This is a genomic window from Nostoc punctiforme PCC 73102, assembly GCF_000020025.1.
Lineage (GTDB): Bacteria > Cyanobacteriota > Cyanobacteriia > Cyanobacteriales > Nostocaceae > Nostoc > Nostoc punctiforme.
Genome location: NC_010631.1, coordinates 50635 through 64410, shown reverse-complemented (window position 1 = coordinate 64410; position 13776 = coordinate 50635). Strand labels below are relative to the sequence as shown.

Annotated in this window: 15 protein-coding genes; 10 read left to right on the top strand and 5 right to left on the bottom strand. The window is 42.3% G+C overall.

Annotation, left to right across the window (positions count from 1 at the left end; translation table 11 throughout):
- Positions 1-20: 20 nt before the first annotated feature.
- The 5 genes from NPUN_RS41225 to NPUN_RS34015 form a co-directional block, all read right to left on the bottom strand.
- Positions 21-386 (bottom strand): hypothetical protein, encoded by a 366-nt coding sequence (locus NPUN_RS41225; RefSeq protein ID WP_167315704.1) that lies wholly within the window; start codon positions 384-386, stop codon positions 21-23.
- Complete coding sequence (locus NPUN_RS34030; protein ID WP_052304724.1) at positions 328-1953, bottom strand: ATP-dependent DNA helicase; 1626 nt, start codon at positions 1951-1953, stop codon at positions 328-330. Before NPUN_RS34030 ends, NPUN_RS41225 begins: the two co-directional genes overlap by 59 nt.
- Before the next feature lie 185 nt (positions 1954-2138).
- A protein-coding gene (locus NPUN_RS34025) for an ISAzo13-like element ISNpu10 family transposase (protein WP_086000586.1) occupies positions 2139-3370 on the bottom strand; the annotation gives its coding sequence in 2 pieces (ribosomal slippage) (positions 2139-2791 and positions 2791-3370; 1233 coding nt in all).
- Positions 3371-3422: 52 nt separating this feature from the next.
- On the bottom strand, positions 3423-3974 hold the full coding sequence (locus NPUN_RS34020) for a helix-hairpin-helix domain-containing protein (protein WP_041566574.1): 552 nt from the start codon (positions 3972-3974) through the stop codon (positions 3423-3425).
- 497 nt (positions 3975-4471) lie between these two features.
- Positions 4472-4864 (bottom strand): hypothetical protein, encoded by a 393-nt coding sequence (locus NPUN_RS34015; RefSeq protein ID WP_012412960.1) that lies wholly within the window; start codon positions 4862-4864, stop codon positions 4472-4474.
- 200 nt (positions 4865-5064) lie between these two features.
- On the opposite strand from NPUN_RS34015, the gene NPUN_RS34010 reads away from it, so the two are divergent.
- From NPUN_RS34010 to NPUN_RS33965, 10 genes are all read left to right on the top strand, one after another.
- A complete protein-coding gene (locus tag NPUN_RS34010) occupies positions 5065-5271 on the top strand; it encodes a hypothetical protein (protein WP_012412959.1) in 207 nt (68 codons plus the stop codon).
- Between the two features lie 105 nt (positions 5272-5376).
- Positions 5377-5688 (top strand): hypothetical protein, encoded by a 312-nt coding sequence (locus NPUN_RS34005; protein WP_012412958.1) that lies wholly within the window; start codon positions 5377-5379, stop codon positions 5686-5688.
- Between the two features lie 78 nt (positions 5689-5766).
- Positions 5767-6216 (top strand): hypothetical protein, encoded by a 450-nt coding sequence (locus NPUN_RS34000; RefSeq protein ID WP_167315703.1) that lies wholly within the window; start codon positions 5767-5769, stop codon positions 6214-6216.
- Between the two features lie 2 nt (positions 6217-6218).
- Positions 6219-6557, top strand: coding sequence for a hypothetical protein (locus tag NPUN_RS43825; protein ID WP_041566573.1), 339 nt, complete (start codon positions 6219-6221; stop codon positions 6555-6557).
- Positions 6551-9289, top strand: coding sequence for an ATPase AAA (locus tag NPUN_RS33990; RefSeq protein ID WP_012412956.1), 2739 nt, complete (start codon positions 6551-6553; stop codon positions 9287-9289). The genes NPUN_RS43825 and NPUN_RS33990 overlap by 7 nt, the downstream gene beginning before the upstream one ends.
- Positions 9286-9828 (top strand): hypothetical protein, encoded by a 543-nt coding sequence (locus NPUN_RS33985; protein ID WP_012412955.1) that lies wholly within the window; start codon positions 9286-9288, stop codon positions 9826-9828. Before NPUN_RS33990 ends, NPUN_RS33985 begins: the two co-directional genes overlap by 4 nt.
- Positions 9770-10498 carry a hypothetical protein gene (locus NPUN_RS43820; protein ID WP_234711185.1) on the top strand — a complete coding sequence of 243 codons (729 nt, stop codon included), beginning with the start codon at positions 9770-9772 and terminating at the stop codon, positions 10496-10498. Before NPUN_RS33985 ends, NPUN_RS43820 begins: the two co-directional genes overlap by 59 nt.
- Before the next feature lie 30 nt (positions 10499-10528).
- Entirely contained in the window at positions 10529-11587 is a 1059-nt protein-coding gene (locus NPUN_RS33975; protein WP_012412953.1) for a hypothetical protein, read from the top strand.
- Positions 11584-12303, top strand: a complete 720-nt coding sequence (locus tag NPUN_RS33970) for a hypothetical protein (protein WP_012412952.1) — start codon at positions 11584-11586, stop codon at positions 12301-12303. Before NPUN_RS33975 ends, NPUN_RS33970 begins: the two co-directional genes overlap by 4 nt.
- Positions 12300-13766 carry a hypothetical protein gene (locus NPUN_RS33965; protein WP_012412951.1) on the top strand — a complete coding sequence of 489 codons (1467 nt, stop codon included), beginning with the start codon at positions 12300-12302 and terminating at the stop codon, positions 13764-13766. The genes NPUN_RS33970 and NPUN_RS33965 overlap by 4 nt, the downstream gene beginning before the upstream one ends.
- Positions 13767-13776: the final 10 nt, after the last annotated feature.

Genomic DNA, 13776 nt, shown 5'->3' with positions numbered 1-13776 from the left:
CTGTTGCCAACTTTAATTTTTTAAAATGTGATTATTTCACAACCTTCAAGCAATTCGTCATAAACGGTTAGTTGTTGTGTTTTTAAGTGATTTGGTAGTGAATCATCATCAAAGGTCAAAGTAACAATATGAGTATTTTTGAGACTAAGAGATGATTTGCTGATATCGGTTATTGCCGCACTCATGCCGCTTCGAGTCCCGATCAGATACTTCACTGATTGGCCGATCTTTAACTGTGTTGCTGGAATACCATAAATGTTAAAAGTGTAAGTTAAGCAGTAGTCTGGTTGGATGCGACCGTTGTTCTCATTTTGGGCATGGGTTTTATTATTGGAGCAGAACTGCGTCAATTGCTGAATCAATCTCGTCAATTGCGGTAGTTTCATAGTGATAAGTATTAAAGCGAAACTTACCTACAAGTTCGGGCTGTTTTGACGGACGATAACCATACTTGGATTCATACATTTGTAGTGCAAGACTACCAATAGTAGTCATCTGTCCTTGCGTTGCAGTCAGTTGACGTTGTTGTAGCCTAGAAGCGACAGTAACAGTAGGGGAAGATGTTGTCGTACAAGTGGTTTTTCTGGTGTTGCTCAAACTCTGCCAGATTTCACTAAGTTGCTCAACAGGTGAAATGAGGAGATTGGTTAGTCCAGTAAAACGCTGGGCGGGTTTATCAGTAGCGACAGCAGTTTTCAATGCTTCATGCTGTCCAACTGCGATGAATGTACCCATTGCGCGAGTCATAGTCGTGTAGAGCAGCTGACGGGTTAACATCCGGTAATTAGCCCTAACCAATGGGAAAATCACATAAGGAAATTGGCTACCTTGACTCTTGTGACAAGTTATACAAAACGAGTGCATAATTTGCTCGAAGTCTCCAGGATAATAATTAACAATAGCACCGCCCTCCCAAGAGATCGTAACCAAAAATTTTTCCGGCTCCACAGCAATAACCTGACCGATCTCGCCATTCATTACGGGCGGGACAGTTTCATAACGGTTTTTCAGCTGGATTACGCGATCGCCCACACGGTAGATAACTGACCCAGAGACAACTTGTGGTTGATTTTCAAGTTTTGGATTAAAGATAGGCGCAAGAAGCTGATTGAGATTGTGAACTCCACAGTCTCCTTGTTTTTGGGGCGCTAAGATTATTAGTTGTTGATTTAAATCAACACCTGACTGGCCAATAGCTTTAACCAACTCAACGATGGCTTGGGAGGTCGCTTGGGGCGAGTCTTTTTGAATCATTGCACAGTCACCGACATCCATCCAATCAGAAACTTGATTAAAATTGTGCAGTGTAGGGACTATGCCAGAATTGACATCATTAGCAGCATAAATAATCGGGCTTTCGTGCCGTTGGCGATAAATCGTCTGTAAGAAAGTTGTTGGCACGAGTTCAGAAACAATTAAATCCCGCAAGACCATTCCCGCGCCAATACTGGGTAATTGATCAAAGTCCCCTACCAGTACAATTCTGGTTTTTTTGTCCAAGGCTTTGAGCAGCGAATTGAACAGAAAAATGTCAACCATTGAAAATTCATCAATGATTAGACAATCAAGATTTAGAAGATTATCCTCGTTATAAAGAAAAACCGCATTGTTTCCCTGCCATTGCAATAAACGGTGAATAGTAGTTGCTTCAATGCCTGTAGCATCTTTCATCCGGTTAGCAGCTTTCCCTGTTGGAGCGGCAAGTGCAATCGCTTTATCAGTATGCATGAACCATTCAATAATGGTTTTCAGTACATAAGTTTTCCCTCGACCAGGGCCACCAGTGATAATGCTAATTGGATGTTTGGCTGCCATCATCAAGGCACTAATTTGTTCATCACTTAAACGTGAAAGTTGGCGATAGTCAGTAGTTTGGAATTGGGCTAACCAGTGTTCTAAATGTTCAGTGGGGTGAGTTGGTTGCTCAAGGAGAGCAAGAATCTTCAAAGTCACAGAAAGTTCAGCCCGATAAGCAGCTTTGAGATAAACACTATTACCAACATCACCCGAAACTAAAGTCCCCTTTTCGAGTAACTGTTGAATGATTGTATTTAAAAATTGAACATCGGGCGTATGCTGTGGTGAAGAAAGCAGGTCAGTGGCAATACTTAGGAGTTATGTAAAAATAAATTGAACAATTAACTGACTACTTTGGGTTTGATAATATAGTTCCACTCACCATGAAAAGAATTTCGTTCGATTGCGATAGTATCAAGCTCTTGGTCTGTAACCTTGATTCCCGTTTTGTAGAGATTTGGATCTAATCTAGCTTCAACTTCTAATCCTTGTGTGGTGGTAGTATTGCGAATTAGATTAATCACAACTTGCAAGCTAGTTAATGGTCTGCCTCGCCAGTTTTGGGTAATGTGACAAAACAAGCGATGCTCAATCTTATTCCATTTACTTGTGCCTGGAGGAAAATGACACACATGAATAGTTTTACCAGTATCAGTTGCTAATTCTTGTAACTTCAATTTCCACAATCGTGAGCGATAACTATTGCTACCACCGCAATCAGCCGTAATCATTATATGCTCACTGCTGGGATAAACTTGTTTACCCATTGAGTACCACCAATGACGAATAGACTCGACTGCAAACTCTGCGGTATCGTGGTCAATGCCAACATTTACCCATCCTTGATTTGAGGTTAAGTCATAAATTCCGTAGGGAATTGCCTTGCCCAACTTGGGGTCAACAAAATCATGCATTTTCACCTCAATTGGCTGTTCCTTTTCACACCACTCGGTTCCAGAATTTTTAAAATCTCCAATTAATTCTTTTTTTTTGTATCAACTGAAATTACGGGTTCGTTCTGGGATTGAAAGTGCAAGACTTGGTTGGAAATATGTAAAAACTGATCATCTCTATCTGGATGAGATGAGCCATCACGGGTTTTACGATTTGATTGTAAGCTGTAGCCAAGCGATTCAAGTAAGTTATAAACACTTTTAGGACTAGTCCTATGTCCCCCAATGTTTAATGCCGCAGCCAGTTTCACAACACTTTTAGAAGTCCATTTTAGAGGAGATTCTGGGTCTCCCAGTGTCACTGGTTCAATCAGCGATTCTAAATCTGATAGCAGCATTGCGTCTTTTTCTTCAAGTAGTTTACGTCCAGCACCTGACGAACGAATTCGATTACTATCATCATTCGAGGTTTTTTCCCCCGAAGCGTCTAACAATAACCGTATCCCAGCATGGATTGTAGTCCGGGATAGTCCAGTTGCGAGCGCAACCTGACTCACGCCTCCCCAGCCCAGGCTTCGGGCTTCAATTGCTGCCCAAATACGCCGTGTTTTCTCATTCAAATAAGGCGATAACGAATCGTACTTGTCTTGAATGCTTTCTACTACCTGCTTATCAGACATATAAGCCTTTAATTCGGTTACATTCTGATCATCTTACCATTCAGCAAATTGTTCAAGTTATTTTTACATGATGCCTTACTAATTGCTCAAACGGTAAAAAACAATTCCCTTCACGCAAGCCGGATTTTAAAACATGGATTAAAGCTGAGATATAACGAGTATCGCTGTATAGTGGGATACCAAGAGATATTGCTAGCTCATCAGCAGTCTTAAAACCGATGCCATCAATATCATCAATTAATCTGTAAGGGTTGTTCTGAAGTACATTTGCAGTTTTGTGTCCGTAATAGTCACAAATTTTCAAAGCTAACTTCAATGAAGTTCCCACAGCCAAAAGTTGGGTAATCACTCCCAAGTTCGGATTCTTTTTACTCTCTGACCAAGCTTTGGTAATACCATCAATACGATATTGAGTTAGTCCGGGAACAGTGTAAAGTTTTTCGGGGTTGTTATCTAATATCGATAAAGTCTCACTTCCAAAGCAATTGACCAAAGTTTGAGCAGTTTTCTTGCCAATCCCACGAAATAGTCCACTTTCTAAATACGCCTCGATTTCCGGCAACATCAGAATCGGGAATTTTTCGACTTGAAGGAGCCTGATCATGAGTCAAAGAGTAGTTAAGAGATTCTGTTCTTCTACAAGGGTAGCTCTAAAGCTAACTCATCGTCTCAAATCGAAAATCTAATTGGCTTACGAACTCTAAAGAATCTCCTTGGGCGATGAAAGCTGTTCATGGGCTAGAGCCTAAAATAGATGTGAAGAAATGTTTCTGTTAACGTCATCAAATTTAGCTTCAATACAAGGTTTAGTCATCTGCTAAGTTAATGGCAGTCAAGCGATGGCGTACCCGCCCGCCAAGTGTGCGATCGCCTGTTGCATTGCTCTCTACTTGATCCGACAAAATATAACGATGATTGATTAAAAATAAAGAGACGGAAGTACTGATTAAAATCGTACTTTTATCTATTTCTTTGTCATTGCTGTTTGTGAGATAGTGTAAGCAATTCTCAGTTCGCAGTTAAGCATGGTAGTTTTGGTAAGAATAGATCGGGTATTGTGTGGGAATTTAATGAAACTTCGGGATTATGTAATCTGAGAAGTTAGTCGAGAGTATCCAAATGTTTTTTCAAAGTGTAGGGGCAATCAGGAGTTTTGATTCCACTGGCGTAAGGTAATTTATAGGCTGCCCAAAGCTGCCACCGTAAAACATAGACTCCAATAGTTGAACTACCGAATTGTACTTGATAGTCTTTGTCTGGGTTTTGTATAACATTTTTGATGATGGTATTTATCGCTTCTACCTTGAGATTATTCGGTATGCCCATTAGTAGTTTTCTAAGCCACTGTTTGATTTGTGGTGATTGTAGCCAGTCTTTGATTTGGTCATCAGTGGGAGTTAGGTGATTGACTGATAACGTGGGATTTTCGTTATCTTTATTAACTTGACTTGTGGGCGGGAATAGCTGCTGAAAATTAGCATCTGTGTTGGACATAAAAATAATTGCTTAAAAGAGAATATTTATATTATAGATAAATTGGATAACCCTAAAATGGCTAATATTTTTTAGAAGAATATTAAGATAAGCAAATATAAAACTTGATTTATCTCTCCCAAGGAAATTATAAAGAATTGACTAACTAATTATGTTATAAATATTAAATAAGTTCTTTATGCAAGTATCAAATAAATACTATGCACCCAATAGAGTTTAAGAAGAAGTGGAAATTAAGTTATCGAGAGCTTGCCCTGGTTTTGGGGTACGAAAGTGAATACACTACCCGGAACTGGAATATGCCAGGAGAACATAAACGGAATCCTCAGAATGTTGTTCGCGTAGCTTGTCGTCTTTTAGATGAAAAGTGGGAACGGGAAGGAAAAGCGCTCAATTCTTATCTTTAACCAGTTTTTTGTGACCGCTAATATTTTTTAAAATGACACTCCCCCGCCACGAAAAAGGCGGGGTATTTTATGTATAGTTAGAAGTTCCAAGAAGTTCTCAGAGTCATGGGGATAGGGAGGTTTACCTGGCAAAATGAAGAACTAACAAGACCAGAAGTTGCGGCGATGTTAAAGCCAAAGGTTTCTGCAAGACAACTACAAGCATATTTGAACATAGCTCGGAAGTACTTGCCAGAGTTCCAGAAATTTACCAACAAAAAAACAGGTGGTCTAGATGGCTATGCGAAGCTATACGAGTGTCACATCGCAGTACTTCAGGAAATTCGCTCACTAGCTAGGGAACATACTTTAGCTGACATAGAAAGTGAATTTCAACAAAGAGCATTAAACAAGTCAGAAGTGGGAAGTTGGAAGTAGATTTTTTGTTACTTCCAACTTCGGTAATAAGGTGATTTTTAGATTTTTCCTAGAACAATGAAAAAAGGAGTAATTGCCTTGGCATCTAACAATTCTGTGCGAAGAACACAAACTCAAGTTCTGGCTAAGGCTAGCGCGGCGATTGGGCGCAAATATCAGCATCATATTTACGCAGCAGGTACAGCGACAATCATTGTCATGCAGTCGATGCCCTCTTATGGGTGGGGCTTGTTCGATTCGGCTCAGACAGCAATGACTTGTATGTTCGGCGGCGCTGGTGGTATTGGTGGGGGTGGTGCGGCTGGCGGCGCGGCTGCCATTCAAGCCCTTCCCGCAGTGATCAATGCAACCATCACAGTACTTTTGTTTGTATACTTTGTGGCTTCTGGGCTTAAGGTTGCCAACGGTATTGGTGAAGGACAGGAAGTAACGCAGATGGTTCAACAGCCCGTAGGCGTGTTTTTCATAATCCTGGTGCTTTGGATTGCTCAAAGCATCTTATTTAACGGCGTTACAGCCGCTTGCTAGTGATGAGCGAGTATAATAAATCGCCCATGAAACGGGTGAATCAGTCACTTGGTCAAAATGCAACAATAGGCATTTTTACTGGCTTTCAATTTGCAGTTGCCTTATTTATGTTTGGCGTGGGCTTCATCATTGCGATTATGTTTGGGGCAGGAATAGTTTGGGGATTGCTGGCTGGGGTTTGGTTGAGTGCCACGGTGATAGTTTTATCTGGCAAACGTCCTTACTTGTTCTGGTCAAGAGTGTTCCCAAGCGTTCCAACTTTCACACGCGGCTATATCAGATATACTTCGCCCCAAAACAAAAAAAGGGCGGGTTCAAAGGGGATGCCTAAGCTATGGTAAAAAGCAGTATTCGTAATCAAAAAATAGTACCCTTTGAAGACTTTTTAGACTTAGCAACTTTAGTAAAATTAAAAAAGGGGAACTATCAAATTGGAGCTTACTTGTTGAGCAAAAAACAAGTAAGCGACACTAACAACACCCTGCAATTAGTATTCGGATATGAATGCACTGGCTTTCACCCACTGTTTAATTCATCTGAGAGATTAGAGGCGATGGTCAAGGCTTTTGAGAACGGCTGTAAAGAGTTCTCGTCGGGTGAGAAATTCACCTTTCGTTGGTCTTCGTTTTGCGACGAAGAGAAAGTGATTGAAAGCTATCGCCAGAGACTAGATAGCCCTATATCTCTTGAGAGTGAGTTTCTTGATTGGGGGCAAGTTGCCCGAATGCAGGAACTCACACGTAACCATCAGCGCAAGGACATCAAGCTCAGTATTTACACGACTTTCACTGTCCGCCCAGGAGGTACCGAAGGTGGTGACGCGGTAGATAGAGCAATAGTTAAGCTGGCGAACTTTTTACAGCGCAAATTCACGCCAACAGGCGCGACCGAACTCACTCTTCAAAACTTAATTCAAGTTCTTGAAAAAGCGATAATTGTCTCTTTGCGCCATCAACAAATACTATCTGAGATGGGCTTGTTCCCCTCGCCAAAATCAGACAAGCAATTGTGGAGCGACCTAGTTGATAGAATGGGTGCGAAGCCGACAAAAGTGCCCCATGCTCTAGTTTATGATACAGGCGAATTAAGGGAGGAGATTAACGAAGCCGCGCCCAACCCATCGTGGTATAACGACCAATTACACGCTACATCCGTACTTCTGAATAATGGCATCCCCTACGCTGATCGGCGCTGGGTATGCTTGCCCCATCAGAGTACTGACAAAAAGAAGTATATCGGCGTAATGACGCTTGCCCAAAAACCAGAGGTGTTTGCTTCAACCCATCAGCAAATACGTTTTTTATGGGACGTATTCTCACGCGAGGTTATTTATGATGTCGAGATAATAACAGAGATTAGCCCAGCCGATCAAAAAATGATTAGGCTTACCCAACAATTGATTACGAGGCGGTCAATAAATGCCTCCGCTAGCGCCAGCAAAAAGACTATTGACGTAGGAGCGCAAATTAATACGGAGCGGTCAGTCGATGCTCAGAAGCAGCTTTACACGGGTGATGTCCCGGAAAATGTAGCTGTCATAATCCTTGTTTATCGTAACTCTCCAGAAGAAATCGACGACGCTTGCAGGCTGATTTCAGGGTATATCAATCAGCCTGCCGAGTTGATTAGAGAAATGCAATATACATGGTCAATCTGGCTTGACACTTTGCTGTTGAGACAGCGACCGCAGCTGACTTTTCCTTTCAACAGACGCGCCACTTTCTTTGCTAGTGAAGTAATTGGTTTAACGCCAGTCGTTCAAACAGCGCACGGTGATAAACAAGGCTTTGAATTAATTGCACATGAGGGTCAATCCTCGGTTCATATTGACCTGTCAAAGCCGAAAAACATGATGGTAATCGGCACTACCGGGAGTGGGAAATCGGTAATCATCGCCTCTATTATTTATCAATGCTTGGCGTTGGGAATGTCAGTATTAATGATTGACTTGCCAAATGATGATGGTTCAGGAACCTTTGGAGATTTCACGCCCTACTTTAATGGGTTTTATTTTGATATCTCAAAGGAATCAAACAACCTTGTACAACCGCTAGACCTATCAAAGATTTCTGAGTCGCAGTGGGAGGAAAGAACAAAAGCCCATCGAAATGATATTAATTTAATCGTGCTTCAATTAGTTTTAGGAACGCAAAAGTTTGATGGGTTGCTATCACAAACTATAGAATCTGTAATCCCTTTGGGTACAAAAGCCTTTTACGAAGATGCCGACATCAAGGAGCGATTTGAATTAGCGCGAAAAGCAGGGATAAACACCCCAGAGTGGGCGGATACCCCGACATTGGCAGATATGGAGAAATTCTTCTCGCTTGCATATATTTATTTAGGCTATCAGGATGACAATGTAGAAAAAGCACTTAATTACATCCGCTTGCGGTTACAGTACTGGCAGGCTAGTAGCATTGGTAGCGCTATCTGCAAGCCTTCAACCTTCCAGGCAGATAGCCAGTTGATTACCTTTGCACTGACTAATCTGCAATCAGGAAAAGATGCAGAAGTGTTCGGGATGAGTGCATATATCGCCGCGTCCCGTCAATCCCTCTCCTCGCCCAACAGCGTGTTCTTTATGGATGAGGCTAGCGTATTGCTGGGATTTTCGGCATTATCGCGGCTTGCGGGTCGTAAATGCGCTACGGCTCGAAAGCAAGGCTGTCGGGTGTTTCTGGCGGCACAAGATATCATTTCTATTGCCAAATCGGAGGCAGGAGAACAAATATTACAAAATATGCCCTTGCGGTTGATTGGGAGGATTGTTCCAGGAGCGGCTAATAGTTTCTCTGAGTTGCTGGGCATCCCTAGAGAAATTATCGATAAAAACGAAAGTTTTATCCCTAATATTCAGCAATTATATACTTTGTGGCTGTTGGACTACAACAACAAGTATGTTCGCTGCCGCTATTATCCCTCCTATCCCCTGCTGGCGTTGGTGGCTAATAGCAGAGAGGAACAATCCACACGAGATAAATTTAAGAAAACTTACAGAGACAAGTTTACCTGGGTGGCAGAATTTTCTAAGTATTATGTCGATTGCGTTAAGCAGGGTAAACCATTATGAAGATTCTTTCATTAGCTATTCAAAATAAGTTATTACTGGCAATACTCGCGGGTGTTGCGTCAATAGTCAGCTTTCAGGTTTGGCAATATAATCAAGCTCAATATGAAAAGCTTATTAGCGAAGCGAAGAATGGCTGTGGCGTGTACATAGAATTGGGCGAGGATGCCATCAAGCGCTCCCCCAGCCTGAGAGCATTGAAATATCAAAATAAGCGATTGAGTGGATTAGAGCAACCGGGGATTAACTCTGAATCTGCTGACCCAGGTGCTTATGTCATGCTTTTTCGATCCCCTGCTTCCACCCTTCCACCTAATGCTTTACCTTTCGATGATCCCTTCTTCACCAGTTTATTAAATAAGGAAGAATCACCTAAAACATTAATGGTTCAAGCTGTTTCCTTTGATTTAGTAAAAAAGCAAGCAACCGTAAAATCTCTTTGTACCAAAAAACCTTTTGTAGTAGCCCTGGAGGACTTGTATCTTGAATACCAACCGATTGATCGTGATCTCAGGCGTAGTGATTTTGACATCCTTTTCTAGCCTCCCTGCCAACGCTCAAACTAATCAAAACCAATCTTTCTTAACTCAATTTCAACAAATTTATAGCAGCTTGCAGACTTACATTAGTAATTATCAGAAAGAATTTACTAAAAGTTTGGGCAAGTTAGAAGCTGAATTAACCCAGGCAATTGAATCTAGTGTTGGTGATTTGGGTATTCCTGATCCCCTAAAAGCTGGCAAGAATATCGAGAAATTGATTCAGAAACAAGAAGGCGCGTTGCTGATATTAGACCCTCGCATTCAAGCCGGAAACGCTATTAAGGAATGGAACCAGCAATATACACGCGGTCAGTCAGAATCAGTACTAGGAGTTGAGGGTCAACGAGTGCAATCGCAAGAGGCAGCAATAACTAATGATGCCACTGCTCAATCAAGCGAAAATGCTGCCGCCGCCCAACAGGATGTTATTACCCAAGACATTCTTAAAAAGGTCGCTATTCAAAACTTGCAAAATGTTGTGATTGCCAAGTCTATCCACTCAGAAGCACAAAAGCAATCCCGTTCCTTGGCTGTTGCAAATATTAACCTTGCCGATATTTCAAACAGGCTTGATGAGCAAGCTGCGGCGAAGGATCAGGAATCTAACGCCGCTACTCGCCAGATAATTCAATCTGCTGCCGCTAACGATTCATTCTGGAAGAATCAATAATCGAGTCACAATAACGTTACGATAACTCAAATGATAACGTTCTTAGTTATTCTTTTTGCCCAAACGACAGGGCAAAAAGCTGGAGAAGATACGGGCACTACGAATTCAGGCGAAATAGTCGAAGGGGCTATCTCAGGCGCAGACCTAATCTATAAATCGTTTGAGAATGATTGGCTAGAATTAGCATCTGGAACAAGCCCAATTTATACGGCTGTCGTCGCTGTTTCTACCCTCGCGGCTGTTGTGATGATTGGCTTTGCATCATTTGGCTGGTACAGGAAGTATGCAGAAGAAGGGTTTGGTTTTGATTTCATAGCCGAGATGGTTTTGCCATTAGTAGTAATCGTAATGCTTAGTAATAATGGGTTCCTCCTAGCAAACACAACAGTCGCATTAAAAAACGTATCGACCGGACTAAACAGGAGTATTTTAAATATTACGAGAAATGGGGTCAATTTGAGAGATGCTATACGGAATGTAAACGCTGACCAAAGCTTTGTCTTAGCCGCACAGATAGCCTTAGCTAAGTGCGAAAAGCTCAACAACGAAAAGAAGGAAGGTGAAGAATTGAGCGAGAAACAAGCTTGTATCAAACAGGCTGTGGAGAATACACGAAAAGACGCGCAGAAAGCTAGAGAAAAGACTGGTGCAGGTTCTGGAGTCGGAAGTTGGAACCCCTTAGACCTTACTGGTGAACTAATTAATAGCGCAATCCAAGGTTTTGTTTATGTCATTCTCAGTGGGGTATCGGCAGCTTTTCAGTACATCGTCCAACTGTCATTCTTAATGATTGCATTCGCCGCCCCAATCTTCCTGGTTTTATCTTTACTGCCTTTCCAAAGCAAACCTATCTATGCTTGGTTGGCTGGCTGGTTAGGACTAACATTAGTTCTCATTTCCTACTCCATAACAGTAGGCATTATTGCCAGCGCAATAGTCTCCAAGCCTTCTAGCAATCCTTTATTATTGCAACTTTTACAAGCCATCTTTTCGCCATTACTCGCGGTAGCCATAGGCACTGGTGGCGGAATGGCTGTATTCTCAGCGTTTACCAGTGGGGTTAAATTCTCTGTGGGTTTAAGAAGATGAAATTATTAGAGAGAAAAGAGTTAAACTTTACCCCAATTTTCTTAATAGTCAATGCTATTTTATTAACGCTCTTATTATTCATAGAAATTGTCAATTTTGCTCGGATAGCAACAATTTCTAAAACGAAAGCTTCCACCCTTGTGGAGTTACATGACGGCGAATCTATCAGAGTTCTTCCTATAGGCAGTGAGGAGCGCTCCCCCCAAGCTATTACACGTTTTGTCGGGCAGACAATGACCGGACTTTTAAGTTGGAATGCTCTACCAAAGTCAAGCGATGATTACAATCCAGACCCCACCAAACAATTAAAGTTAGACGCTGGTGTATCGACATCAAAAGCCAAGATTACTACTAGTGTATGGGCTTCAGGTTTTGCGTTGTCAGAAGATTTTCGCGCACCATTCCTTGAGGAGATAAGTAATCTTACGCCGCCCGATGTCTTTAATGGGTCTACGCAATCAATCCTAAAAGTCAGCTTAATCAGTCAGCCGACTCGGATTAAGGATGGGCAATGGAAAGTAGATATGGTTGCAGAGATTGTTGTTTTCCAAGGCAGCAATTTAGTTGGTAAGCCCATCGCTTTTAACAAAACTGTATTTGTCAGGGCGATTGATACGGCTGCCATTCCTAGATTTGCATCCCAGGTTCAAGAAACCGCTTCTCGCGTTCGTAAAGCTGGGCTGGAAATTTATAAAATCCAAGATTTAGACCTATGATCCAAAATCAGGAACCCTTACCGTCGGCAACTATTGAGATAGAAGAAATCCAAAATCAGGAACCCTTACCGTCAGCAACTATTGAGATAGAGTCGCAAGATTTTGCCGCCATGAACGGGGCTAAAATCTCTTCGATTAATGATTCAATTCAACCAGAACAGAACCCCGCACCAGAGGAAATCGTTACCACTCGAACAGTCTCGCAATCTCCACTCTTAAAAATGGGCGTTGTTGCTCTAATTTGCTCTCTCTTTGTAATAATCATTGGGGCTTTAATCGGTAATTCAATGAATGTGCTGAAGTTTTCCAAGGGCATTGTGCAAACGCCCAAAGGCAACGAGCAAACGCCCCTACCAGAGCCGGAAAATGAGACGGGCAAAGATAAAACAGCGCTTGCCCTGACTAGCCAAAATAACCAGCTAAGGCAGATTCGTGATCAAAAGCCAAACCCAGTAACAACGCCTACAAATAACGCAATCCCTGCTCCAATTGCACCCGTTACCCCGAATATACAACCAGTGCAGCGCAGACAACAGCCTTACCCAGTCGATAGAGCGCCGACAGTACCCAAGACTTTTCCTACTGCTAGGAGGGAGCAACCACAGCCACAGCCACAGCCAAAAATTGCCCAGCCAGTTAGACAATCTCCTTTGGCGTTCCCCCAAGCGAACATCGCAAAGTTAGATCCCACTCAGCAATGGCTTCTCGCTGCGAATGCTGGCAGTTTTAGTAGTTCAGGCGATGATTCGGAAGTCAAGGAACCAAAAGTTACTGGAATTGAAGGAGGGGCGGGAGGAGCTATGCAGGTTGTCGAAAGCACTAGCACTGATTACAACGCAAAACGCGTACTCGTTGGCAGCACCGCAGAGGGCAGATTAGAAACACCTTTAGCCTGGGGCACTGGTGACGCTGGCAACCAGAATTACTTAGTGAAGGTATCAAAAGCATTAAAAGCCTCAGATGGTAGCGACGTATTGCCCGTAGGCGCTTATCTAGTTGTTCAATTAGCAGAGTCCAATGGCTCTGGTCTTGCCAAACTGCGCGGCGTTTCAGTATTGGTGAACTCCAATGGCGATACCCAAGAGAAACCGCTACCACCAAATGCTGTTTTGATAATGGCCAAGGATGGTGGTTTCTTAAAAGCAGAGTCTCGCAAAGGTAGCAATCTGGGTAACAATTTCATTTCTGCGATCATCGCGGGAGTTGCGAAGGCTGCCCAGGTACAGAATCGCCCTGTAACTCAAGTTAGTACGAACTCTAATGGCTTCTCTACTAGCTCCACTACCAACGAGCAAAAAGATTTATCCGCCGCTTTTGGAGAGGGTGCATTTAATAGCATTCTCGATAATATCAAAAGTTCAAATGTCGCCCGTTCTCAACAGTTAAGCGGTAGAGAAGAAGTATTTGTAATCGATGTTGGTAAGCCAGTGCAAATATTCGTTAATCAAACAATATCGCTCTAATCACAATAAC